The 24,909-nt window shown below is 42.0% G+C and carries 24 protein-coding genes and 6 pseudogenes; 10 read left to right on the top strand and 20 right to left on the bottom strand.

Features of this window, described 5'->3' with window-relative positions; genetic code table 11:
* Positions 1–76: 76 nt before the first annotated feature.
* The 3 genes from OCU36_RS07565 to pnuC form a co-directional block, all read right to left on the bottom strand.
* Positions 77–757, bottom strand: a complete 681-nt coding sequence (locus OCU36_RS07565) for a Crp/Fnr family transcriptional regulator (protein WP_261837448.1) — start codon at positions 755–757, stop codon at positions 77–79.
* Positions 758–888: 131 nt separating this feature from the next.
* Entirely contained in the window at positions 889–1,617 is a 729-nt protein-coding gene (locus tag OCU36_RS07570; protein WP_261837449.1) for a nucleoside phosphorylase, read from the bottom strand.
* An 8-nt stretch (positions 1,618–1,625) separates the two neighbouring features.
* The gene (gene pnuC / locus OCU36_RS07575) at positions 1,626–2,360 is read right to left on the bottom strand and encodes a nicotinamide riboside transporter PnuC (RefSeq protein ID WP_261837450.1); all 735 of its coding nucleotides are present in this window, start codon (positions 2,358–2,360) and stop codon (positions 1,626–1,628) included.
* Positions 2,361–2,726: 366 nt separating this feature from the next.
* Between pnuC and OCU36_RS07580 the strand changes: the two genes are divergently transcribed.
* Entirely contained in the window at positions 2,727–2,930 is a 204-nt protein-coding gene (locus OCU36_RS07580; RefSeq protein ID WP_261837451.1) for a hypothetical protein, read from the top strand.
* A gap of 32 nt (positions 2,931–2,962) precedes the next feature.
* Here the strand turns inward: OCU36_RS07580 and OCU36_RS07585 are convergent.
* Positions 2,963–3,442: pseudogene (locus OCU36_RS07585) on the bottom strand (ABC transporter substrate-binding protein); the annotation flags it as partial.
* A 78-nt stretch (positions 3,443–3,520) separates the two neighbouring features.
* Between OCU36_RS07585 and OCU36_RS07590 the strand changes: the two are divergent.
* Positions 3,521–4,441, top strand: coding sequence for an IS5 family transposase (locus tag OCU36_RS07590; RefSeq protein WP_261837391.1), 921 nt, complete (start codon positions 3,521–3,523; stop codon positions 4,439–4,441).
* 55 nt (positions 4,442–4,496) lie between these two features.
* Here OCU36_RS07590 and OCU36_RS07595 read toward each other — a convergent pair.
* Together OCU36_RS07595 and OCU36_RS07600 are read right to left on the bottom strand one after the other, a co-directional pair.
* Positions 4,497–5,117: pseudogene (locus tag OCU36_RS07595) on the bottom strand (substrate-binding periplasmic protein); the annotation flags it as partial.
* A 216-nt stretch (positions 5,118–5,333) separates the two neighbouring features.
* Positions 5,334–5,771, bottom strand: coding sequence for a PaaI family thioesterase (locus OCU36_RS07600; RefSeq protein ID WP_261837452.1), 438 nt, complete (start codon positions 5,769–5,771; stop codon positions 5,334–5,336).
* A 34-nt stretch (positions 5,772–5,805) separates the two neighbouring features.
* On the opposite strand from OCU36_RS07600, the gene OCU36_RS07605 reads away from it, so the two are divergent.
* Positions 5,806–6,084: a DUF134 domain-containing protein gene (locus OCU36_RS07605; protein WP_261837453.1), complete on the top strand. Its 279-nt coding sequence runs from the start codon at positions 5,806–5,808 to the stop codon at positions 6,082–6,084.
* Between the two features lie 76 nt (positions 6,085–6,160).
* On the opposite strand, the gene nqrM is transcribed toward OCU36_RS07605, so the two are convergent.
* Both nqrM and OCU36_RS07615 read right to left on the bottom strand, forming a co-directional pair.
* Entirely contained in the window at positions 6,161–6,358 is a 198-nt protein-coding gene (gene nqrM / locus OCU36_RS07610; protein ID WP_261837454.1) for a (Na+)-NQR maturation NqrM, read from the bottom strand.
* Positions 6,355–6,801, bottom strand: a complete 447-nt coding sequence (locus OCU36_RS07615) for a NifB/NifX family molybdenum-iron cluster-binding protein (RefSeq protein ID WP_261837455.1) — start codon at positions 6,799–6,801, stop codon at positions 6,355–6,357. Before OCU36_RS07615 ends, nqrM begins: the two co-directional genes overlap by 4 nt.
* A 497-nt stretch (positions 6,802–7,298) precedes the next feature.
* Here OCU36_RS07615 and OCU36_RS07620 point away from each other — a divergent pair, with 497 nt between their 5' ends.
* A complete protein-coding gene (locus OCU36_RS07620; RefSeq protein ID WP_261837456.1) occupies positions 7,299–7,793 on the top strand; it encodes a YcxB family protein in 495 nt (164 codons plus the stop codon).
* A gap of 120 nt (positions 7,794–7,913) precedes the next feature.
* On the opposite strand, the gene OCU36_RS07625 is transcribed toward OCU36_RS07620, so the two are convergent.
* Positions 7,914–8,600, bottom strand: coding sequence for an LrgB family protein (locus OCU36_RS07625; protein ID WP_261839707.1), 687 nt, complete (start codon positions 8,598–8,600; stop codon positions 7,914–7,916).
* Positions 8,597–8,962 (bottom strand): CidA/LrgA family protein, encoded by a 366-nt coding sequence (locus tag OCU36_RS07630; protein ID WP_261837457.1) that lies wholly within the window; start codon positions 8,960–8,962, stop codon positions 8,597–8,599. The genes OCU36_RS07625 and OCU36_RS07630 overlap by 4 nt, the downstream gene beginning before the upstream one ends.
* Positions 8,963–9,104: 142 nt before the next feature.
* On the opposite strand from OCU36_RS07630, the gene OCU36_RS07635 reads away from it, so the two are divergent.
* Entirely contained in the window at positions 9,105–9,986 is an 882-nt protein-coding gene (locus OCU36_RS07635; RefSeq protein ID WP_261837458.1) for a LysR substrate-binding domain-containing protein, read from the top strand.
* 124 nt (positions 9,987–10,110) lie between these two features.
* Here OCU36_RS07635 and OCU36_RS07640 read toward each other — a convergent pair whose 3' ends face one another.
* Positions 10,111–10,740, bottom strand: a complete 630-nt coding sequence (locus tag OCU36_RS07640; RefSeq protein WP_261837459.1) for a YagU family protein — start codon at positions 10,738–10,740, stop codon at positions 10,111–10,113.
* A gap of 1,498 nt (positions 10,741–12,238) precedes the next feature.
* On the opposite strand from OCU36_RS07640, the gene OCU36_RS07645 reads away from it, so the two are divergent.
* The 4 genes from OCU36_RS07645 to OCU36_RS07660 all read left to right on the top strand — a co-directional run bounded on the left by OCU36_RS07645 (position 12,239) and on the right by OCU36_RS07660 (position 14,998).
* Positions 12,239–12,928: a hypothetical protein gene (locus tag OCU36_RS07645; protein WP_261837460.1), complete on the top strand. Its 690-nt coding sequence runs from the start codon at positions 12,239–12,241 to the stop codon at positions 12,926–12,928.
* A 178-nt stretch (positions 12,929–13,106) separates the two neighbouring features.
* Positions 13,107–13,904 (top strand): hypothetical protein, encoded by a 798-nt coding sequence (locus OCU36_RS07650; protein WP_261837461.1) that lies wholly within the window; start codon positions 13,107–13,109, stop codon positions 13,902–13,904.
* Positions 13,901–14,308, top strand: coding sequence for a hypothetical protein (locus tag OCU36_RS07655; RefSeq protein WP_261837462.1), 408 nt, complete (start codon positions 13,901–13,903; stop codon positions 14,306–14,308). The genes OCU36_RS07650 and OCU36_RS07655 overlap by 4 nt, the downstream gene beginning before the upstream one ends.
* Positions 14,309–14,392: 84 nt before the next feature.
* The gene (locus OCU36_RS07660) at positions 14,393–14,998 is read left to right on the top strand and encodes a KTSC domain-containing protein (protein WP_261837463.1); all 606 of its coding nucleotides are present in this window, start codon (positions 14,393–14,395) and stop codon (positions 14,996–14,998) included.
* Positions 14,999–15,380: 382 nt separating this feature from the next.
* Here the strand turns inward: OCU36_RS07660 and OCU36_RS07665 are convergent, their stop codons facing one another.
* The 3 genes and pseudogenes from OCU36_RS07665 to OCU36_RS07675 form a co-directional block, all read right to left on the bottom strand.
* Positions 15,381–15,719 (bottom strand): cytosolic protein, encoded by a 339-nt coding sequence (locus OCU36_RS07665; RefSeq protein ID WP_261837464.1) that lies wholly within the window; start codon positions 15,717–15,719, stop codon positions 15,381–15,383.
* 265 nt (positions 15,720–15,984) lie between these two features.
* The gene (locus tag OCU36_RS07670; protein ID WP_315972660.1) at positions 15,985–17,172 is read right to left on the bottom strand and encodes an MFS transporter; all 1,188 of its coding nucleotides are present in this window, start codon (positions 17,170–17,172) and stop codon (positions 15,985–15,987) included.
* A 515-nt stretch (positions 17,173–17,687) separates the two neighbouring features.
* Positions 17,688–17,942, bottom strand: a pseudogene (locus OCU36_RS07675) (hypothetical protein); the annotation flags it as partial.
* Positions 17,943–18,003: 61 nt separating this feature from the next.
* Here OCU36_RS07675 and OCU36_RS07680 point away from each other — a divergent pair.
* Positions 18,004–19,154, top strand: a protein-coding gene (locus OCU36_RS07680; RefSeq protein WP_261837465.1) for an IS3 family transposase whose coding sequence is annotated in 2 segments (ribosomal slippage) — positions 18,004–18,247 and positions 18,247–19,154 — 1,152 coding nt in all. Because the reading frame shifts where the segments join, the coding sequence is not laid out codon by codon here.
* Positions 19,155–19,185: 31 nt separating this feature from the next.
* On the opposite strand, the pseudogene OCU36_RS07685 reads toward OCU36_RS07680, so the two are convergent.
* The 6 genes and pseudogenes from OCU36_RS07685 to nagE all read right to left on the bottom strand — a co-directional run.
* Positions 19,186–19,860: pseudogene (locus OCU36_RS07685) on the bottom strand (hypothetical protein); the annotation flags it as partial.
* A gap of 297 nt (positions 19,861–20,157) precedes the next feature.
* Positions 20,158–21,029, bottom strand: a pseudogene (locus tag OCU36_RS07690) (alpha/beta fold hydrolase).
* A gap of 112 nt (positions 21,030–21,141) precedes the next feature.
* Positions 21,142–21,398 (bottom strand): annotated as a pseudogene (locus OCU36_RS07695) (cytosolic protein); the annotation flags it as partial.
* Between the two features lie 256 nt (positions 21,399–21,654).
* Positions 21,655–22,455: a glucosamine-6-phosphate deaminase gene (gene nagB, locus OCU36_RS07700; RefSeq protein WP_261837466.1), complete on the bottom strand. Its 801-nt coding sequence runs from the start codon at positions 22,453–22,455 to the stop codon at positions 21,655–21,657.
* 71 nt (positions 22,456–22,526) lie between these two features.
* On the bottom strand, positions 22,527–23,444 hold the full coding sequence (locus tag OCU36_RS07705; RefSeq protein WP_261837467.1) for an SLAC1 family transporter: 918 nt from the start codon (positions 23,442–23,444) through the stop codon (positions 22,527–22,529).
* Between the two features lie 5 nt (positions 23,445–23,449).
* The gene (gene nagE / locus OCU36_RS07710; protein ID WP_261839709.1) at positions 23,450–24,904 is read right to left on the bottom strand and encodes an N-acetylglucosamine-specific PTS transporter subunit IIBC; all 1,455 of its coding nucleotides are present in this window, start codon (positions 24,902–24,904) and stop codon (positions 23,450–23,452) included.
* Between the last annotated feature and the right edge of the window lie 5 nt (positions 24,905–24,909).

The raw sequence follows: 24,909 nt of genomic DNA on the forward strand, positions 1-24,909 counted from the left end.
AAAAATACAACATCGTTGAGATAACACGTACTACAAAGGTTTTTCCAGTCGCGGCATTATCAGTAAACTCTTTTTGCTATTCGTATGAATCAATGAAGGCTTGCAGTGCATGTCGGTCGATAACTTCTAACCCCTGTAGGCCCTTTCTAATAAAGCCTTTATCGAGTAGATCTTTGACGGCTCTTCGATACACTCTGCTCGATGTACCAAACCGTTCAGCTTCTTGATTCACTTTATCGAAACCGCCTAACACCGTATTAGCCTGGTTTTGGACCAGTAAATCGTAAGCAATGTTGTAGGTAATTGAGTGTAAAAGACGGTTCGTATAAATACCCATCGAGTCTTGATAATCTTCCGCCAATCCCGAAGCAAAGAAAAACATCATCTCTGGATTTTGATGCAGTGCTTCTGCTAGTTTCTGAATGCAAATGACATCAACCTGCATGTGTTCATCAGCCACTACGTTCCACTGGCAAGAAGTCTGAGTGAAAAATTCCATCTCACCGAAAATATGATAATCACAATTCACCTCACCCAATTGAAATCGTCGCCCATTAGCGGCTGAGATACTCATCGAGACTCGGCCAGCCGGTACGACATACAGAAATGGGAGCTGTTCTCCTTGACGCAGAATTTCATCATTTTTATCAAAATAACGCGAGCTCACTTGATGTTGGTAGATAAGGTCCTTAAATTCTGAGCTTTTTTGTTCTAGATAGTTTTTAAAGCGTCCGCTTGAGTATGGTGCGATCTTCATACCGGTAGTCTCTCATTGCATTAACTTCGGTTGATGTTACCTGCGATTGTAACGACTTAAACCACAGGAGAGAACCCAATAAAAAAGCGACGGTCTCCCATCGCTTCTACTTTCTATCCTTATTCAGGATCTCATTGAGCAATTAGTGCTTCCAGTGCCGCTAATGATGCTAACCGTTCTCCTTGCATCATTGCCTCTGCCTCATCAACATACTGCCCAACCCCCTCTTTAACATCTTGTTCGTACAAGACAACGTTATTCAAGATGGAAGCAACGTTAAGCCCTCTCAAGCGGCCCACGGTAAACAGTGCCGATGTTTCCATGTCTGCACCCAAAATACCTTTACCATTCCAGTACTGACAAAGTGCCTGTTCGTCATCGGTATAAAAACTGTCGTGTGAACGTACAGTGCCTAAATAATAAGGTGTTGTTTGCTTCTGCAAGAACTTATCTAGCTCTTTCAGTAAACAGAAACTCGCATAAGCCGGATACGAAGATCTAACGTAAGCCGCAGAGCCACCTTCATCGCGAACCGCGCCCTCTGCGACAATAAGCTCACCAAGCTCGATATGAGATTGCATCGCACCTGCTGACCCAACTCTGACAATATGAGTCACACCACAAAACTTAAGCTCTTCTATCGCAATAATCATTGAAGGAGCACCAATGCCGGTACTGCAAACCGATATCGCTTTCCCTTGATAGCTACCAGTGAAAATTCGATACTCTCGGTTCTCAGAAACCAGTTCAGCGTGCTCAAGCAAACTTGCTATCCGATTTGCTCTATCAGGCTCACCACAAACAATAGTTAACGGAGCAATTTGCGTTTCATCAACGCCGATATGAGGTTGCTTTACCATCTTCACTCCTAAGACACTGTTGCTTGAGTCAGTGATTTATCACTGTTTCGTTTTGCAGTTCTCGCCCACTCACGAGTACCGTTTGCCGCAATAAACATTAAGATTGCGTATTGAACAGACATTGCGTAAACGCCCTGCGTCGCATAAATACCAACGCTGATAATATTAATCACAATCCAAAGTATCCAGTTTTCAACATATTTACGTGTCATCAGAACTTGAGCAACAATAGATAAAACGGTCATCGTTGCATCCCAAAATGGGAACGCATCCGGCTCAAGTACAGGCTCAGCTAAATCCGAACCAAAAAGATTCAAACTATCAACCGCGATGTGTGCCAATGCAAAAAAGAACGGGTCGATATACATAGTAAGTAGTGCAATCGAAATCACACTTGCAGCGGCGGTTGCCACAAGTTTATTTTGGCTCAACCAACGAACTTCTAGTGTTTCACCTTGCTCATTAGGGCGTGTCCATGCGTACCAACCGTATATGTTGGCGCAAAAGAAAAAGAGTTGAAGAAGTAACAATCCATATAACTGAATTTGGAAAAAAATAACCGCAAATAGGGTGACATTCAGCAATCCAAATAAGTAGTTTATGGTTTTTTCTTGGCTCGCAAACCAAATACAAAGCAAGCCAAACACAGTTCCGAAAGCTTCAATCCAACTCATTGCATAGCCATCCCCTATTGGGATATTGACTAAGGTGTTATTAATATCAAGTAGGGCGAATAGGTCCATAAGGGAGTCCTTTATTATTTGTTTTTTGTAGCGCCTATCTTATTGCGCTACTAGAAACAAAAAGGAGGACATTTGTCCTCCCTAGATTGCATGCGATCATAAATCAGAATAATAATTCTGGAAAATCAAATTCACTGGACGATGTCATCCCCTCCCAGCGCTCTTGAGAGCGAAACGCCACCATCAGAGTAAACTACTTTCAAAAACGAAACTTTAGCTTACTGGCTTAAAGAGAATATCGCGTTGACGAGCACGTTCGAGAAGCGCATGCTTTTCCTTCCGAGCAGAATCCCTCCTGGCGACACGATTAAAGTAAGCGACCATGAATTCGTTCTGTAAAATACAACTCATTGAAAGGCCAATCGTATGAATAAAGTTATCATCTTTGTAATGGGGCTGTTTTTTACCAGTCGATTATTTGCGAGTATTGTGCCGCACGTTAATAAACTAGAACATGACGCACCCATTCTCATTCGCTCCGCATTGATTGTTGGTGTAGCCGCTTATGTAATTTGGACTGTCATCAAATACTTTAAAAAGAACAAGGCTACGGATTCCGATCAGCTCTAGGGACGGGCTTATGAATAAGCCTCTCATTTCGATTACTGATCAGCGAAATAATCGGCCAATATTTTACGCCACTTTCGTGACTCTCGAATCTTCAACAGTGCGCGGTTAATCTCTTCTTCGTACTCGTTATTTTCAGTGATAATAAAGCCATAGTTCTGCTTTTCTAGCTGATACGGCAGTACCTCCAGATCTTCAAACTGCCCGCTTATTCTGCCATTACCAATCATATATTTGAGCACCACATCATCAGCAACAATCGCTTCTACTTCACCATCTTCTAAAGCCGCTAGAAGCCTTGGCATATCGACATAACTCTTGTGTCGAATACCGAAGCTTGTGAGCATCAAAGAAGACGTCGTTGCAACTTTTGCGCCTACCTCCACATCCGCAAGATCATTGATGCCTTCAATATGGGATGAGCCTTGGCTGAGAGTCAGTTTGCTGGCTAATACAGCGGTTATACTGGCGATAAAAAGCATACTAAACACACCAATGAACACCGTAGCAATTCGGCGTTGTTGCGTAATTCAATGGAACTAAATCAAGAACCTACGATCTGAGCAGCTACGTCCACTCTATCTCGTAGCCCTATGCCTAAACCACGTTACAAAACAACTAACTGGAAGCAATACAACCAATCACTCATTAACCGTGGTTCTCTGACCTTTTGGATTGATGAAGAAGCAATAAGCGGATGGGCGCAAAGCAAACAGAATAAGCGCGGGAGGCCGCGTCGGTTCAGTGATTTAGCTATCACGACAGCACTCATGGTCAAACGAGTTTTTTCTATGCCATTGAGAGCGCTGCAAGGATTTATCGACTCGATATTTAGGTTAGCCCATGTACCGTTAAGTTGTCCGCATTACACCTGCATCAGTCGTAGAGCCAAGCAAGTTGAGGTTTCATTTAAGACTAAAACGAGAGGAGCGATACAGCACCTAGCTATTGATGCTACTGGCCTTAAGGTTTATGGCGAAGGTGAATGGAAAGTCAAAAAACATGGGACGGATGGCAAGCGTAGAGTCTGGCGAAAGCTGCATATTGCAGTCGATACCAACACTCATGAGATCATTGCCGCCGAGCTAAGTTTATCGACGGTTACAGATGGAGAAGTACTCCCGAACTTACTGAAACAAACACGCCGAAGTATCCTTAAGGTGTCTGGTGATGGCGCTTACGACACGAGAGCGTGTCACGCTGCTATTAAGATTAAGGGAGCTATTGCGCTTATTCCCCCAAGAGAAGGGGCTGCCTTTTGGGAGCGTGGTCACCCTCGAAATCTCGCCGTGGGTTGCCAGAAATTATACGGCTCAAATAAGTATTGGAAAGAGCGGTATGGATACCACAAACGTTCACTCTCAGAAACAGCGATGTATCGAGTTAAACAGTTGCTAGGAGGGAAACTGAGCTTAAGAAATTACAATGCCCAGGTGGGTGAAACTTACGCGATGATAAAAGCGTTGAACAAGCTTACTGGGTTAGGTATGCCTGAAACTTGTCGCATTGACTAAGAAACAAGCGAAACGGGTTGGCTCTATCTCTAAATTTAATTACGCAACAAAGCCTAGCAATTCGTCCAGTTAAACTATTAAACTCAAAGTAATTAAATGGGCCGCGTGTGATGAAAAGTAAACCCATAATAAAGCTTTCCAGCCAACGTCCCGTTCGGCTTTTCATCGAGTAGAGTTTTTCATTCTTACCATGCTCCAATAGATAGAAAAACGCGCCTATTACGCCAGAGATAAAGACGACGGCACCAATGATCAGCCACAGCGCGGGATTGAAAAAAATGGCATGTAAGGTTTGAAGATAGCCTTGTTTTTTAACTGCAACGGCGAGGTGAGTTTCATAAAACGAATGAGAAAAGTCAGCAAACAGTTCTCGCTCTGGAGTGATTGAAATGCAAGACACTCCGACGTCGATCTGCTCGGCTTCAATCGAATTGAGTAAGTCATCTAAGCGGTGAGTCTCGAGCGTGTACTCAATGTTCATCTCTTTGGCGATTTGCCCCCACAGCTCGACACTCAGGCCACTCCACTCGCCTTCCATAGAGCTGATGACAAAAGGAGGACATGGATAAACACCGACTTTAAGCGGGGCGGAAGAAGCATCGCTACTGAAGAGTGGAAAAAGTAAAAGGATTGATAGAAAACAATATTGGAATGTCGATTTGAAGAATTTTGGCATCAGCAGCCCTCCGGAAAAAGGCAGAGATGAATTGAGTACGGAAAAACTCCCTCAAACGAACGGGGTCAAGCGTTGTCTGGCGCTAAAAGGTGGATAAGAAACTCAATACTGCCCTACTCGTTTTATTCGTAATTATATTAACTATAGAAAACCTCTATTTATTGTGCAAAACAGCGGAATCAACAAACTAGCACCACCTAGGCTACCGCTCGATAGCTAGGGTGATGACATAAACTGGCTTTGTGCCGACGAACTTAACTTTCCGCACTGCGTAATTTGGCTTTCTAGGAAGTAGATATTACGTTTCGTTTTGACCCATTGAGCGCAAACTTCCAGTTCTTGACCAATCAAAATCGGATGATGAAAACGAGACGTTAAACTCACCGTCATCGCCTTGATACTGTTCTGAAATAAGCAATGCAGCATCGCACTGTCATGTAATGCGGTAACAATGCCACCCTGCATGATGCCATCGTAGCCCTCGGCTTTATCTGTTGGTACAATCTTGGCGCTGGTTTTATATTTAGCTACTGCCTCATGCTTAGTTAAAGTCTCATGCTCGGCAACCGCTTCAAAACGAATGGGACTGCCTGTGAATAAACCTTGGCTGCACACTTGGCAACGCCGATGATTGTGTGGAATGAAAACCTTCATACTTACCTTTACCCTTAGATTCCTAGAGATTGATATGGCTCGACCAAAAAAACATCGCCAGTTATGCACCCGTGCGGCTTACTCTTGTTTTAAGCCTAATGGTGTTCCTATGGACGAGCTTCACCAAGAAGAACTGCTATTGGAAGAGCTCGAAGCCTTACGCTTGGCTGATCAAGAAGGGCTGAGCCAACTTGAAGCGGCTGAACAAATGCAGGTGTCTCGCCAAACATTTGGCAATATCATCAAGCGTGCTCGAACTAAAGTCGCCAAGTGCATCGTCAACGGCCACGCATTGGTGATTCAAAGCCGTTAATTCACGTGTTCGCCCGACGTTATTTAACTCAGCGAGCGTGAGTTCTTGATGCTTAGATTGATACTGAGTTCGATACTTAGCTTGATGGCTCTGTAATCTGATACAACTTTCGGCTTTGCCCTTCACACAAGTCCTTGCAATTGCATTCACGCTCAATATTTAACTGCGCCAGTCCGCCACAGCTGCCTTTGATTGGCTTGTGCGAAAAAATCACGCCTATCGCCATCAGTGTCACGACTCCGACAAATCCCAATAGCGTCAACAAGAAAGTCATTTTCGAAAACCTCGAATAGCGCCTAGCTGATTAGGCTGTGGCATTAGAATCGAAGTTTGTTTTTTGTGCCCTTTCGCGCCGCACGTTTTATTGCCACACCCGCTATTTCGCGGCTCGCGGCCATAATCGAGATCGGTCACTTCGCGTAGATTGTCGAAATCCAAAGTCCCGATTTCTGCCTTACCTGTCGATGCCAAGACTCGAATATCGTTATTAAACAAATGCGCCAACATCTTCTTCCCGATGTGACGAACCACCACAGCCTCTACATCGTAAGAACGGAGAACAGAGATCCATTGCTTCTTTTTATTACAAGAAGTGTCGGACTCAACCAAAGGAACAATCTGCTTTATTTGTCGTTGTTGATCGACAATCGCGATCTCAGGAGAACGAGCAAAATGGTTGCCGACATGAAGGTCGCGGCAAGGTACTGCGTATAACATAGTAACGTCCTGTTATTGATGATCAGGAGTTCAGCATACGCCTCATTATTGGCATATGCCAATAATCATCTTATGAAAAATAAGATTTACTGGATCGATAGATAAGATCAAAAACCACCAAACTGACCATAATGTCCAACCAATCCCACCTGTCTTCTCAATAACCACATAGACTAACGGATAGTTTTTTAGCATCGATATAGTCTGTTGACACAAGCCAAGGTCAGACACCATAAAAAAGCTGGGTTCACTCGTTCCGCATACATCAAAATCTCGCAATCACGAAACCTTCATTTCAGTCACCATTTAATCTCAATTCAGGTAACAAGTGGACTACGCTAAGCGCAAACCCCGTTAGTATTATTGGTTTACAAAAGAGCATCGAAACCGCTAAAGAAAAGCGCTGAGAAGCGATACAATGCTCAAGTTGCGAGATCGCAGCATGGAATACCCATTCACAGAAAGCTCACTCACAGAAAAGATTAAAGTAATCACCTATGACTAAAGATTTCGATTTCACCACTGAGTACACCCTCGACAAGCCTTTTTTTGCTGAGTGTTATGATCAAACTAGCCTGCCAGCGCCATTTCCAAAACCTTACCTAAAAGGCCTATTTTTTCTTGTTTTTGGTGTAGTTTTATTAAAGTTAGAGCTGTTACCTAGCGGATATGTTGGTTGGTTCTTTATTGTTTTGAGTGTGATTGAAGCACTCAGTGTTTACTTTAAGAGAAGCTGGTGGTTGTGGCGACAAACAACCAGTACAAGCTTTGGTAGCAAGGTGGGATTTCAGGTGGACTCTAGCGGAGTGAGTTATAAAAATGGTAACAACAGCCGAAATATCACTTGGAATGAGATCGACCAACTTCAACAAACCGATCTAGGCCTTATCTTTCATATAGGTAAACAACGCCAATATGTGAGTCAATCTTGTTTAAGTGATGCAGCAATCGCATTCATTGTCGAACAGCACGCCGCATCAAAAACGAACTAACGTCCAGAATGAAAAAGGCCTCGTAAACACGAAGCCTTTTCATCATGGCTCACTAAAAGCATACAACTTCAGTTGAACACAAGCGATAGCTCGAAAACTGGAAACTTATCGGCGTGTTACTTACATAATTAACACAATTAGCGGCGAGATAAGAACAGTAACCACACCTGAAAACAGCATAATCAGACTTGCAATGGTGCCCGCCTTGGTGTGAATGCCATAAGCAATAGCCGTACCTGAACCATGCGCAGAAGCACCAAGCCCCGCTCCTTTACCGTGCCGAGAACGAATTCGAAATAAGTTCAACATCGTATTGCCGACGACAATACCAAAAACACCGGTCATGACTACGAATATTGAGGTGAGATCCGGTTCACCGCCAATCGCTTTGGAAGCCACTACCGCAAAAGGTGTTGTGATTGAGCGAACGGCTAAACTTTTCTGTAAAAGATCGGATAAGTGGAGACCTTTACTCAGCAAAATAGTACTGAATAACGCTGTAACAACCGCGACCAAAACCCCAATTGAAATAGACAACCAATGATTTTTCAGAAGTTTTTGGTTTTCATAAACGGGTATCGCAAACGCGACCGTAGCGGGACCTAACATCCAAATTAGCCAATGTGATTCTTCGATATAATCTTGATAGCTAATATTCAGCAGCAACAACGCAGCCACAATCAGCACGGGTACAGAAACTAAAGGGATCAACCAAATTTTGTTAAACCGACGGTACAGTGATTTAGCACTGTAATAACCCAAGATCGTAAAAACTAAACATGAGATAGATAAATAAGTGTGCATTATCGGCGAGCTCTCAGTTTTTTAATCTCGTAACCATAGACGATATCGACCACCAATGCTGTCATAGATAAAACGAACATTGTGCTCAAACCAATCACCAACATAATCTTTAACCCTTGCTGTTGAAAAAGGCTTTGATAATTAACGATGGCAATGACTGCCGGAATAAAAAATAACAGCATCTCCGCAATCAACCAGTTAGAACCAGCTTTAAGCCAGTGCACCTTGACGACCTTAGTCAGCAATAGTATCAACAGAAAAAACATTCCAAACACATTCGACGGTAACGGTATATGCAAAGCCGATACAAGCTTGTCGGAAAATAGCCATACAAGGCACAAAAATGACACTTGCGCGATGGTCATGCCAATATGTTTAAAGTTTAGGGGTTTCATTAAAAAAGGGCCATTAAGTCAATTATGATTTAAATTATCAGACATTGAACAACCAACATCAAATGAATAAAATGAACACTAAGTATTCCAAAAGTGAATGTAGAAAATGACCATGAAAGAGCTTCAGTATTTTGTCACTTTGATCCGCAGCAATAGCTTCACAAAGGCTTCAGAGCAACTTTATGTCACTCAACCAACGATCAGCAAAGCGCTTAAATCCTTAGAAACTACTTATGGGCAAGCACTCATCTATCGTAATGGACGCGACATCTCCTTGACAGAAGCTGGTGAAATTGTTTTTGAATATGCGCAATCAATACTCTTTCAACAGCAAGAACTTGAGGTCCGCCTCAATGATCTTCAACAGCTTAAAAGTGGCAAAATCACTCTAGGAATTCCACCTATGGTGGGGCATTTATACGCTCACCTTATCCAGCGCTTTGCTTTGCAGTACCCTGATATTGAAGTGTCTATCGTAGAAAGCGGTAGTCGTAAGTTGGAGGCGGCCGTACTGGAAGGCAAAATCGACATATCAATAACCATGCTCTACGAGCCAAAACCCAAGTTCAACACATGGGCCATCGGAAGCTATCCGATTTTTGCGGTGCTGCCCAAAACCGAACAATGGCTGAATGTCAAAGAGCTGGACATTGCTGAGCTCCGCCAGTTTACATTTTATCTATATAGCCCTGAATTTATTCTCTCAGAAGCCATCACTGAGATGTGTTTGGCACACGGCTTCTCGCCAAAGATAGGTGTAAGAAGCAGTCAATGGGATTTTCTTGCCGCGATGGTAAAAAGCGGTTTAGGAGTGAGTTTTATGCCTGAACCAATATGTAACAAGCTCAACCCCAACGACTATTGTTTTATTCCCATGAAGCAACATATACGCTGGGAACTGGCGGCAATTTGGAGTAAAGAGCATTATGTATCAAGAGCCTGTCAAGCCATGCTCGACGTGATTCATAGCTCGGAACACAAAGACACCAAGTAAACGCGGTTACATGAAAACTACGAGGCTAGAGGTAGAGGTCGCTAGTTAAAAAAAGCGCCAATGCAAATCATTGGCGCTTTATCTTTATTTTACAAATTGTTATCCATTAGAACACTGGTGTTCACTAACGAAACTTAGCTTCTAGAGGAACTTCTGCGTCTGGTTCGCGAGTCCAACGGTTACGAAGGTCTCTTCGAATAATTTCAATCGACCAGAACCAAATTAGATGCCCAACAATTTCAGAAATCCATTCGTAAGCAGGAAGGTCAAGTAGCGAAGGAGTCAAATTCATTAATGGGAATGTCACCATATGTACAAAGAATTGAGCCAACGCACCGGCTAATAAACCCTGCCATAACTTAAATTTTGGAAAGACTTCAACAACAACACAGTAACCCACACCAAAAACAATAGAGAATAGAATATGAGTAACACCAACCCAGTTGAAAGCGTGTCCCGCAAAAGTGTAAACAACTGAATTTGGATCAGCGATGTGTAACCAATCGCGAAGAAATACATATGGAGGGTTCAAAAAGTTGCGAGAGCAATCAATTTGACCGGCTGCGCGAATAAGATGTTCATTAACACAACCCGCCTGCCACATGTCCATCGGGCTACGAGGTGCCAACGGTACTTCAGCTCCCCATTTTACAAATGCAGAAACAACGCCTGTAATCAGACCAATAAGTCCAGCTAATCCATAACGTCTACGTTTAGGATCAGTTTGAACGAAAAACCACTTTAAAAATGCCATCAAGGTTTCACTCTATTATTTAAATAAGGCGTGCAGTATAAATTTAGATTTTTTAATGAAAAGCGCCAAAAATGAGAACTAACATTGAATTTTGACAAAGATAGCTTCACTATTTGCTCTATTTAGTATCTACATTTATCACTTTATCAAACAAGACTGTATAAAAACCAACCAAACAAACTCAAAGAAAACGATTGCTTACCCACAATCCTGCATCTCACTTCGCAATAGATTTTGTTATTAATCATTTGCTCATTTACAAAGCCCACACACAAATTGCTGTCCAAAAAAGGGAGAGTGATCGATTCTGTGTCAGAACCTGCACACAAAAAGGCCTCACAATCGCGAGGCCTTAGTTTTTCTATCAAGGGTTAATAGCCCTACTTCACTGGCTTTAATTCATTCGGGTAATGAAGGTTTGCTCGTCATCGACAAAAGCCACGTAGCCGCCGTGATAGATGTTCTGCTAATAACAAAAATTTATCAATATAACATTTTATGTAATAAAAACATTAATTTACCGTATATCAACTCAGCAATATTAATTAATAATTTTTTAATCACTAACTATGGTTGATATTAGTGTATTTTTAAGGATGTTATCAATGAGGTCAGACTGGCTAACAAATTTCTCCCTGTTATCAAATGTGATTGCCCACCCTCTTAGAGTGCGATTGTTCATCCTTATTGAAACGCATTGCTCTGATTATTCACTTTTCCAGTAGAATGTATCAATACCCTCAACGATGATAAATTGGTCTTGCTCTCTAATTTTATGTAAGAGATTGAAAAGTGATAGCTAACCTTAGTTCAAAATTCAATATGTACCCTATCAATAAACTAAATTATGCAACAAAGCCCCCAAACCGATTTCCCCCTCTCAACATTTGATGTAAGTACACAAAAATATTCGCAGAGAAAATCACATAATCAGCTGAAATCATTGTCCATACAGGAGTGAGTGAGGGGAGCCTAATCGAAAAATAATTGGCGAATTAGCAAATTTAGAAATAATTACGATACTGTTTTTATATCTATTTTTTATATCTATTTTTTATATAACCGTACTTATGAAAATTATTTTACTTTGTCTTTTAATCGTTACCCCATATGCCATATCAAGTTAAAACCTTTGACTAGCTACGTACAACTAAAAATTCCTATCTGCTTGTATGAACAAGGTACATGTCATTAGTTATCAAAGCGTTATAAACAATCTGAACGCTGATGTTGTGGCACTGCAGGAAGTTAGAGATCGGTACTCTGTAGAGCGATATTTCCCCGCAACAGATTGGAACATAATTATCGATGATGACAGCACAGATGATATGAATTTAGCGTTCGCCATCCGAAAAGGTTTTCAATATAGATTGGATTCTGGGAATTTGAAGTGCGTGGATAAAAACATAGACTTTGCCTTTCTTAAGTCGAACCCAAAGTTTATTGATGAAAGAAAAGTTTTAAATTATTTATCTCGTATAAAAGTAAAGAAATTTTATTGTTAAATCATCATGCAAAATCTCGTTATAACGGTCGAATGATTACGGATGAGCAGAGGACAAATGCAGCATTAGACCTTATTGATTATATATATCAAGCTCCTACTGAATATGTTGCTCTTTTAGGTGACTTCAACGACACACCAGACGATAGATCGCTTAACACATTAGAACGTGGCATCACCTCCCCTATACTAATAGAGAATGTTAATGGCAGTTTTCTTATTAACATTACCGAGCCATTAACGTTAAAAGCACATGTTTCATTTGGTCTAAAAAGCCTCGATAAGACAGATTCTATCGTAAGATTAGTCAATCCATCGATACCAGGTTCAAGAAAAGAAAATATTGATAATTTCTTAAACGACATACCAGCAAGAAAGGCTTTGTACTACCCAATCTTAGTTTCACCCGCTTTAATTACTCTTTTCAGTCAACCTACCGCAGCCAAAATATTTGATGAAGTCGTTGGTATTGATGGAAATGATGACACGCAAGCTTCAGACCACCTTCCTGTTTATGTGGATTTTCACTGCTCTGATTCTGATGCACCTAAGTTAAGAATCACAGCGTTGCTCTCTAACCCTTTAGGCTCAGACTCGGGTAACGAATTAATCCAAATCCAAAATTTCGGTATAGTTTTCAAGGAAAAATTATTATCCAAGATGCTTCACTTAAAAATGAAGTAATTGAAATCGCTCTAGCTAAACAACAAACAATTATTCATAAAATTCAATCAGGAGTAACACTAAACAACAATGCTGACACTATAAGAATACTAAATAAATATGAATAATTATTGGATGAAGTAACTTATTCATCTTCTAAGGAACAAATGGAAATTTTCTTTTAAGGACATAGTGGTTTATGAAAAACAAGTTTATTCAGTTCGGCATTCTACTTTCGATTTTTAGTTTGCCTAACGTCGCCCTTTCAGCCGAAGAGTGGGATGAAAAGAAAGTATACAATTCTGGTGATGTTGTTCAGTGGAAAGACTTGACATATATATCGTCGCACTGGACTCAAGGCACTGAACCTTTAAATAACAAAGTAAACTGGGACGGTTGGATAACAATCAATACTGAGGAGATTGAAAGTTGGCAACAATCAACCCCGTACAATGGTGGTACTGTTGTTGAATATAATGTTGGGTATTATATTGCAAAATGGTGGAATAATAATTCGATTCCTAGTGATTCAGCAGAGTGGCAAAGATTGGATCTCGATGTTGGGGGAAAACCTAGCCCAGACCCTACTCCTGACGACGGAAATGTAATTGGTAAAGATAGCGATGGCGATGGCTTACGTGACGACTATGCAGTTACCGTCGAAGAGACTTATACAAATACACAAGAAGTTGCACTAGCTACTCAGGCTGGTAAAGAGTTCGGAAAACTTCTCGAATTTAGTGAAAATAACATTGAAATTACGGTAGAAGATGCTCAGTTAATGGCAATTGATGGTATTACAATTCAATACTGTATTGATATTTACAAGCAAACCAACCCTGACTTTGTAAACCCTATCGACTTATATTACGACACAATCGAACGTGCAATTGCAAGTAACGAAGCATCAACTCAGCTGTATAAAGCTTTACAAGGAAACGAGCCTGATATTTATGATATTGATTGTAATGTGTTCTTAGAAGGGGTTTCAAAATGAATAAAGTATTAGCATCAATATTTATCACACTTTTTTCTATTAGCTCTTCTTACGCAGCATCTTGTGAGGAAAACGTAGATAAAGTTAAAATATTCTACGTGAACGGGATGTTTACCAATTATCAAAAATTCGGTGCGAATAAAGCCCATTTGATGGGCTTTCAAAAGAAGTACTTAAAAAGTGATTTTGATTTATATCCATTTGTAGATGGTAGTTATAACAATACAGAGGTTTTCTACCAACAGTTTCAGCAAGTGGCTTTGCAGAAATATGAAGAAGCTGGACCGATCGAGAAAGAGATCATCAAAAAATTACTTCGTGGCACTGTCGATGCTTTTAATGACCAAGATAGTGAAGTATCAAAGTTACTAATCACTAAAATATTTAGCGAGCTAGATAGATAGATAGATAGATATGTAATCGTTGGCGATAGTGATTTTTCCACCGCTAAAGTAAGGCTGACTTCAAATCTAAACCAATGTGCTCGAGTGATCCTTGTTGGTCACTCACAAGGTAATTTCTACTCAAACGGTTTACTCGAAAGTTTATACAATGAATATATGCATAAAGATGGAAGTAGCATTTCAACCTATCCGATGCTTTCATATATGGGAATTGCCTTACCGACAAGCGTAGCTGGCGGTTCAGTTGGTGTTGCACGACCAGACCTAATCGGGCACATCACAAACGATAATGACTACATAATGAGTGCAGTCCGAAACAACATCGGAGCTGTTCCGGCAAACTATGACGCTTCATTCAACTTCAGCGATTGGACGGGGCATGGGCTTACGGAATCATACTTAATTCCATCAGGACAAGCAGCTGTGATTTCGAATCACATGAAGCGAATTGCTTCGAACTTAGTTCCGCCTTCATTACATAAGCAAGTGTCGGTAAGCAGCTCAGCAATCAACAGCATGGGGTATTCGAAAATCAGTCAGGTACTGGATGTAGAGTTTTCTGATAATGATGTGTATCGGTATGAAGGTGTGCCTGAAAATGTTTGGAACAATTTTCAGTCTGCTTCGTCAAAAGGTAAATTCTTTAATATAAATATCAAAAACTCATACTCTTTTACCAAATTGAATTAAAGAATGAAGTAGTAACTGATAGTACCACTAATGCAACTTAGCGATACACATGAGTAATGACTGTTGTCATTATCGGAGCTTGGGTTTAAATGGGAATGATGTCGAGAATTAAACGCTTACACTCGACTAAAAGGTTTAAAGAATTGGTCGAGAGATTGCTGGCCTTGTCGTATCTCATGAAAATGCCAGCATTGTTAGGGTGTGCCTCAGTGATCTGCACCTGAGAAATTGGACACTGAACAAACGACTTTTCCATATTTAAAGTTATCCGCATTTCCCTAGTTTACGTGATTACCCTTAGTAGCTTTTGTCCAATTTCGTGTTAAATAGAGAGCTAACCACCGCGATGTCAATTCCGTAATTTCAATGAACTGATCAAAGCTCAATCCATTCGGGTAATGAAGATTTGCTCGTCATCGACAAAAGCCACGTAGCCGCCGTGATAGATGAACACCCGACCTCGTCCTTCTACGATACACGCAAGCTGCGGGTTCAAATCTTCTTCAAGGTCTTTACTTTGGTACGTGCCAGTATCGGTGATCACGCCGCGAAGTGTCGGCAAAAATCCACAGCGGCGCTTGGCTTGATCAATCAGGCTTAATTCACTGTTAATAGAGAAGTAAGACGGGATAGGGCCAGCATCTTCGATAAACATCGGTTTCAGTTCTTCAAAAGCTGTAATCACCAGCCAGTCGATGCCGTTCACATGATGGATAAACATTGTTTGTAAATACCTAGATTCTCGATAGTTCTGATGCGGGGATTCTATCACTATCAAGTGTAGAACGTGGGAGAAATTGAGTTTTGCTCGGAACACAAGAAGGCCCCGTATTCACTAGGCCTTGGTTTTATCTTCTAATGGCTATAACTATCTTTTAATAACTACAGAGCCCGACTTCACCTGCTTCAAAGCTTTCACCAGAGTAATGTTGAATTGCTGAGTTGTGCTAACAATGGGAAATGATCAGTGAGATAAATGAGTGTCACTATTGTTTCTGTAGCCTATCGAATCCATTAATCCACTGATGAAGCTGCGTACCCATAGTCAACGACACAAACAGGCTAATCAAAGCAATCACAGATCCTGTAACAAACACCCATTGATAACCAGACATCCAGATGATTCCCAACAAAAATGGTAAGAACACCGCTGCAATATGGTTGATAGTGAATGACAAACTCGCCGTTGAAGCCACTTCATCTTCCCGAATTGTCTTTTTAAAGTAAGTGTTTAAAGCTAACGCAAAACTAAAAATGATACTGTCGATAACATACAGCCCCGCTGCCGCATAATGATCGTCCACAAATGCGTAAGATAGGAACACCAACACTAACGCGGCATACTCAATGATCAAAGCAAGCCTCTCTCCTACTCGATCGATAAACCTCCCAACATACGGTAGAGCAAGCGTCGCAGCTAAGCTGGAGACCATAAACAGAGCGGCCATCATCGAGATCGAATACTGAAATTTGGTCACCATCAGTAAGCCAGCAAATGCCACAAAGATCTGTCTTCTTGCCCCACTCAAAAAGGTAAGAATGTAATAGGTGGTGTACTCGCGTCGTATAATGAGTTTGGTGTGTTGCTTCACCTCTGTGGAAGTATCTTGAAACGTGACTAAGTAAGCCGCCAGCGAGAAACATATTAGTCCACAAGTAAAGAAAATGACCTTATCTGAAACATCAAACAGATAGCTAGCAACCATAATGCCAAGAAAAGTCACCATCGAGAAGAAAGAGGCAGCAGATCGAATTTTCCCCATTGATTCACTGAAGTTCTCAGTCGCTAACAACTGTGTTGAGAGTGATTTGTTCACCGCTTCTAAATAATGGAAACCAATAGACATGATCGTCGTGCTGAAATAGAAGCCATAAATCGAAGGCAAATACCCAGTCACGGCAACACCTAGCCCTAATGTTGCAACCGAAAGTACCGCGACTCTTTGTTCTGAAGCGATGAACAACAGAAACAAAACAGTAAATGAGAGTAAGCCTGGGATTTCCCTAACACTCTGCAATGCACCCACATCAGCACCGGTCATACCAACAGTATCGACAGCAAAGTTATTCATCACAACTCGCCATCCAGTATTCGCTATCACTGACGCGATCGCGATAATAACCAACATCGCGAATGAGCTTCGCGATGTTAAAAACCTAAGCCAAAGAGTCATTTAAGCCGCCGATTTTAAAAGAAAATCTTGAATATGATCGCGCATAAATAAAGCCGTTATGAGTTTTCCGTTCATATTCAAATCCTCAAAAATAATGGTGTATTCTGAACTTGGTAACTATATGTATGCTACTGAGACAAAGAACACAGAGACAATACAACTCGCCAATAAATTGTTACATGATCGTTTTTAGAATGTTACTTCTTGAGATTGGTAAGCATTCAGAGAGATTTTACTTATTTGAGACATTCATTGGATATTGTTATTTATCAATGAACATACAGCCGCATTGGCAAAGAGCGGTATGCAGTCCCCCCCCCTTTTTCCGTTACCAATAAGAGATTGGAGGTGTCAACCAAGGGGCGGTTAGGAGGGTATTGGTTATCTATTCTCACATGTATCTACGACTTTGTTTCGCTCGATCTACAAAATACAAAAAGGCCTCGCACACACGAGGGCCTGTTTTGCTGAATTTCAACGAACGAGCAGCTAGCAATTTACGATGGTAAACCAAATTAACTGGAGAGCCATTCGTCCAATACTGTGATGAATTTAGGGTTGATGAGATAACCGATGGAAGCGTGCGGATTGCTTTTTCCGTTGCGAATATTGAGATTGTAAATCGGGTGGATGTCTTTCATTCCGCCGGGTATCAGATCCAGTTTGAGCATATCCTTAAAGTCATTTCTAATTTTGCTGTCATGAGAGATAAAATCATCTTCTGCCGATATGTTTATCCATTGCTGAATGTTTAAAGGGTACTTCTTCTTGATCCGCACCAAAAGTTTTGGACACTGAGTTAAGTGAGTACAATCACTAACGAGGTGAACAATGACAACTAAGAAAATACGAATCAAACATGCTCCTGAATTTAAAGCTGAAGCACTTAAGTTAGCAGAGAAAGTGGGGGTCGCTGCGGCTGCACGGCAGCTATCGTTATATGAATCCCAGATCTATGGATGGCGTAAAGCCGTCAAAAAAGACGCGAAAGTCAGTGATAGAGAAAGAGAGCTCGCCACCGAAAATGCCAAACTCAAACGATTATTGGCAGAGCAAGCTGAAGAGCTAGATATCGTAAAAAAGGCCGCCACCTACTTCGCGAAAAATCTAAAGTAGATTGCTATGAGTTTATGCTCAAACACCTTATGCAATATAGGATTGTCCGTATGGCTAAGGTGTTTGGGGTTTCTCGAAGTGGGTTTTATTACTGGATTGATAATCGCAATAAAGTCACTCAACGAAACGAGCACCGCAAGCAACTTGATATCAAAGTTCGCGAAGTCTTTGATGATAAAAAGGAACGTGATGGTGCAAGGCGTATTCAAAAAGAACTTGAAGAAAATGGTAATAAGCACGATGTAAAAACCATCGCCGCGAGCATGAAGCGTCAGGGACTCGTTGCGAAGGCCGCCCGTAAGTTCAAAAGCACGACAGACAGTAAGCATAGGCTTCCCGTTGCCCCGAACTTGCTTGACCAAGACTTTAATGCGACAGCCCCAAATCAAAAATGGGCTGGAGATATCACCTATCTCGCGACTAGCGAAGGCTGGATGTATTTAGCTGTTATTATCGACCTGTATTCACGGCAAGTCGTTGGTTGGTCAATGAGTACAAGAATGACCGCAACTCTTGTCTGTGATGCGCTATCAATGGCTTTGTTCCGCAGAGGCATGCCAGAAGGAATGATTATCCATAGTGATAGAGGCAGCCAATATTGCTCAAAAGACTACCGAGACTTAATCGCAGCTCATAATTTAAAACAAAGTATGAGTAGGAAGGGAAATTGCTGGGATAACGCCTGTGTTGAAAGCTTTTTCCACACAATGAAAGTAGAAGCCATCCAATACGAGCCGATAATGACGCGAGAAGAGATGCGCCAAGCGCTTTTTGAATATATCGAAGTTGATTATAATCGAACAAGAAGGCACAGTGCTCTTGGGTATCTAAGCCCAGTTAACTTTGAAAAACAATATGTCGCTTAATGCGGTGTCCAGTCTGACTGGAGCAGATCATCTCACCTTTCAAGCGACTCCCCTTTAGCCTATCTTTTACGTTTTCGTCTCCTAACGGTGATCCAAGCGTCAGCAATAAGTTGACCTTCTTATCCGCACCATAGTCGTGTCTATACTCTCCGTAATGAGACAACTTCCATAACACGTCATAACTGATCATCGACCCTAGACTGTGCGACACAATCATCACATCATCCTGATTAGCAAGCGCTTCCTTCAGCTCAACCATTAGCCTATGCCTGACATCGCTACCAAAATAGGTATCTTCATACCAATAATGCGCCATATCCGGCGCGACCTTGGTTATGAGTGTCTCAGCCACTCCCAGCTTTCCAAATAGCGATGAAAAAGTATCTGCTAACACCTCTTTTAGAAAACCAATTTTAGATACCTTGTTATACGTTGTTTTATTGAACTGGCTTGTCTTGTACTTTTTGAGTTCAGACAGCGCTTGTTGTCGACTTGCAGGGTCTTCCGTTGGTTTCTCTAATAATGTGTTTGATAGTTCACCGTAATAGACAAACCGTTTATCGACATCTTTAAAAGCTTGTAACGAACTTGAGTCTCCACAATCCCGCTGCAAGCCATGCTCGATAGCCTCGTACCAGAGTACTTGAAGGGAATCTTTATCGGGCTTTTGATCGCGACCATGAATAAATATTATTTTCTTAGCCATAGCAGGACGTCCTAAACACATAGTTAAAGTGATTATCAGTAGAAAGCACCACTAGATTTGGTCAGCTATTACTAATAACAGTTGTGCTAATTACTTATCTAGGGGGGGTGATAGAGCATTTATATAACTATGAGGCCGTCGTTTAAGGACCATAAACGAATGAACGATGCGATCATTACTCGCACATTGGGAATGAAATTAGCTAGCAAAACCTCCAACTAACAAAAAGACCCCGCAATCGCGAGGCCTTAGTTCTTCTATCAACGGTTACCACTATCATTTAACAACGACAGCGCCCTACTTCACTGACTTAACCGCTTTCATCAACATTGTGTTGAACTGCTGTGGTTGTTCAAGCATTGGGAAATGACCTGAGTCTTCAATGTAGTAAATGCTGTAATCCTAATGTGTTGCTTGTTCACTTCTGAATCCGTTGGCCATAGGAGAGCGTTCACTAAAATTACTGGTACATTCACGTTCTCATACACGCGGTGTGCTTCGCCTGTTACATATTGACTTAGATAATGGCGGAACTGGTTTATCGCGATAGCTGGCGGTGCTGATGCCATGTCTTGTGTTACCCAGTAGAGTAAATCTGTGTCTACGTCTTTTGGTAGCGAGTCTTTCACGAACATGGTAATGCCGGCTTGGAAGTCTGTTTCAAAGGGTTTGGTCATTGCATCTAGGTCGCTTTGTGAAACGGCTAGTGAGACGTTTTGCGATGTGTCGACACCAATAATGCCCTCCACTCTTTTTGGCATCAGTTTAGCGGCTTCTGCAATAACACCACCTGCCATCGAATGACCAACTAAGATGACGGATTCGAGTTGTTCTTTTTCGATGACTGTTTTGATGTCTTCAGCGAACGCAACCATGGTGTACTCTTCGCGATTAAACGACGAGTTACCGTGCCCAGCTAAGTCCATAGTGATCACTTGATACTGCTTTGAAAACTCACTCACTTGGTTTTGCCACAGCCTGCTGTCTAAGCTCCAACCGTGAATGAAGATCAGTGCCGTATTCCCGCTCCCACTTTTGCCATACGCAATTTGCTCACTATCGTGAGATATTGCAATACCGTACTTAAGCGTTGAATCATGAGCCATGGCACTAATGCTTCCAAGCGTCATGAATACCAAGAGTGTGATGTTTAGAATTAAACGTTTCATAGTGCCTCTCTACTTACTTTAGAGGGAACACAGAAAGCGCCCCTCTCACTCAATGTAGCCACTATAAAGTGTGAAGTTGTAGACAGGTCAAGGGGAATTTAGAACATAAATGACCCTTCACAATACACGTAAGCTGTGGGTTTAAATCTTCTTCAAGATCTTTACTTTGATAGGTGCCTGTATCGATGATCACACCGCGAAGTGTCGGCAAAAAACCATAGTTGTACTTGGCTTGCTCAATCAGACTCAACTCACTGTTGCTAGAGAAGTAAGATGGGATTGGGCCAGCATCTTCGATAAACATCGGCTTCAGTTCTTCAAAGGCGGTAATCACCAGCAGTCGATGCCATTTACATGATGGATAAACATTGTTTATAAATACCTAGGTTTTCGATATTTCTGATGCGAGGATTCTACCACTATCAAGGGTGAACGCAGTAGAAATTGAGTTACTAAAGGCTATAGTTCAGTGGCATTAGCTAAGCTGACTTAAAACACGAGTTTGACCCAAACGCATTGCACCCCAAGACCAGCGTTCCAATAATCAGCTAGCGTTTAAATTACAAAGTCACCCTTGCTACATGCGGATTCGTCAACTGAAATTGCTTGTTTGCCTGCTCCAAGTTTAAAACTTTTTGATATTTTCCGCTTCCAGCTCGAAGAAATAGTTCAGTGTCTTGACTTTCAGTTCCTGGGTGGCTGACGCATCGCAGACGATCACTGTTTTAGGGTGTAATTGCAACGCCGATACCGTCCATAGATGGTTTACCGGCCCTTCCACGGCAGCTTCCAATGCCAACGCCTTGTTATGACCGGTGATAAGAAGCAGGATTTCCTCGGCGTCCAACAAGGTGCCGACACCAATTGTCAAGGCTGATTTTGGCACTTGATTGATATCCGAATCGAAGAATCGCGAGTTAGCGATGCGGGTCTCTTCAGTAAGAGTTTTCACCCGTGTCCGCGAAGCAAGTGAAGACGCCGGCTCATTAAAAGCAATGTGACCATCGGTACCTACCCCGCCCATGAACAAGTTAATCTTGCCGTAGGACTTAATCTTAGCTTCATAACGCCGGCATTCTGCATCGTTGTCACCGGTATTACCGCCGAGTAAGTTAATATTTTCTAGTTGAATATCAATATGATTAAAGAAATTGTCAAACATGAAAGTGCGGTATGACCGCGGGTGAGACGTGGAGATCCCCACGTACTCATCCATATTGAAGGTAACGACATGCTTGAAGCTAACATCCCCTTTTCGGTTCATTTGAATCAGCTCACGGTAAGTCGCCAGCGGCGTACCGCCAGTCGGTAGACCGAGTACAAATGGACAGTCTGCCGTTGGTTGAAACTCATTGATGCACTGAGCAATGTATCTTGCCGCCCACTTGCTAACTTGGCTGGCGTTTTGTAGTGGTATCAATCGCATTGTACTCTCCTAGTATAATTTTCTGGCATGGTTTTCTCGACCATTCCCTAATAATTGATGGAAATAAATCGTTATTGCGGCAATAAGAGGTGGTGACGGTTCAAAACTGTTCTAGCGATAACCTTAAGCAATATCAAAAATGTTATTACTAATAGACTGTGTCCGAACCAGAGCGGAGCACCGGTTAAATAAGCATACTTGTAGGTTGCCGTCGTGAACGCTGCCATTGGAAAGGTAAGGGCCCAATAAGCCATACTAAAGTTGGTTGTAATAATTTTTCTTATATTGAAAAATAGCGCTATCGATGCGATAACTGCCCAAGCATAGTAACCCACACCTACGACCGATAATCGAATCGCGTAAGTTTGCAGCCCCAAGAAAAACATTGACGGTGTTGCCATCATGATAAAGTAAGTCGGATATAACGGTTTGGCGATGAATACTTTTTTAACTAAATGTAAAAATAACATCAAATAAATCCCTCCCCCAACCAATGTACCGACTAAATACATAAAGTAACCGAATCCTTTCAACCACTCAGGTACAAAGATGGCACAGACCACATTTGCCAATGGCGGGATCAAGAATGTTGGATTGAAGTTAGTTAGTAGGTTTTTATAATTGTATATCCAACATGTAAGGATAATAATAAATAGTGGGACTTGAATTGCCACGCCAAGCACCCAAAGAGTTGTGCTATTAAACAGCCCAGAAAGTAAGAACAGGGAAATCGTTCCACATGATAGAAAATGGCGACTAACCACACTCGCCATTTCATCAAAATATTGTGTCGATTTTTTCATATACCTTGCACAAAAGCTCAAGGTAAAGATCAGCAACATGACCATGGCACCTGTCGCTACCAAAGTGACGGTAGGGGCGAGAAAGCTGATTCCAGATGCTTTAGCAGCGTTAGCCAGCCCTGCAACCCCCATCACTGATGACATCAGAATTACTGGTAAACGTAAAAGTGCGTTACTAGTCATCATCTTCCTTAAGCTTTTTTCATTAGTAGGCTGATAGACTCAGCTTGAGTGCCAACAATAATCTGTAGGTTCTTCTCACCCACATGGACGATACCCAGTGAACCAAGCGCCTTGATTTTGTTGTCACAAACCAGCGACTTGTCTTTAACAGAAAGACGCAGACGGGTGATACAAGCATTGATTTCCGTTAGGTTATCCTTACCTCCAAGAGCTTCAACATACGAGTTAGCAAGCTCGTCCAAATTGGATACCGCCATCGCTTCAGCCTGCAATTCAGACTCGTCTTCGCGGCCCAGCGTCTTCAAGTTGAACTTAAGAATCGCAAAGCGGAAAGTGATAAAATAAATAAAACCGAACATCAAGCCCTGCGGTACTAGCATATACCAGTTGGTTGCCAGCGGATTTCGTGCTTGAAGCACTAGATCTACCAAGCCAGCAGAGAAACCAAAGCCCGAAATCCACTCCATTGACGACGCGATATACATCGACAGCCCCATCAATAATGCATGCAGAACAAACAGCATCGGTGCTGTGAACATGAACGCAAACTCAAGCGGTTCGCTCACACCAGTGAAGAAAGAAGCAAAAGACGCCGCAATAACCAGTGAAGCAACACGAGTTTTATTCTTCTTATGGGCTGTGACATACATCGCCAGACCTGCAGCAGGTAGACCGAACATCAATATAGGAAAGAAGCCGGCCATATAACGCCCTGTCACACCCGGTTGCGCCGTTCCATCAGCAATAGATTGGGCACCACCAAGAAAGGTTGGCATATCATTGATACCGGCAACGTCATACCAGAATACTGGATTGATGGCATGGTGAAGGCCAGTTGGGATCAGCAAGCGGTTGAAAAAGCCAAACAGGCCTGCACCGATAGAATCCTGAGCATACATCCAAACACCGAAGTTGGTCATCGCAGTGAACATACCATTCCAGATTTCAATCAAGACTCCCGAGATAAAGATACCCGCAACAGCCGATAGGATAGGTACTAGTCGCTTACCGCTGAAAAACGAGAGCGCTTTTGGCAATTGTGTCTCGGAGAAGCGGTTATAAATAGCAGCAACAACTACACCGACAATGATCGCCACAAACTGGTTGTCGACCTTATTAAATGCCTCTGGAATATCAGCAACATCCATACCTTTGATCATTGCCATGGTTGTGGGTTCAAGCAACGCCATCACCACCAGCCAACAGACCAGTCCGGAAAGTGCCGCCGCGCCGTCACGGTCTTTCGACATACCAAAAGCAATACCGACAGCAAACAAAATAGGTATATTCTTAAGAATTGCACCGCCGGATTTAATTAAGAAGGCCGCGATTTGGCTATCATGACCCCAACTGACGGGATCAATCCAGTAGCCGATACCCATTAGAATCGCCGCAGCAGGAAGGGCTGCAATCGGGATCATCAAGGCTTGTCCAATTTTTTGCAGGTACCCAAAAACGTTGATTTTCA

The organism is Vibrio artabrorum, assembly GCF_024347295.1.
GTDB lineage: Bacteria > Pseudomonadota > Gammaproteobacteria > Enterobacterales > Vibrionaceae > Vibrio > Vibrio artabrorum.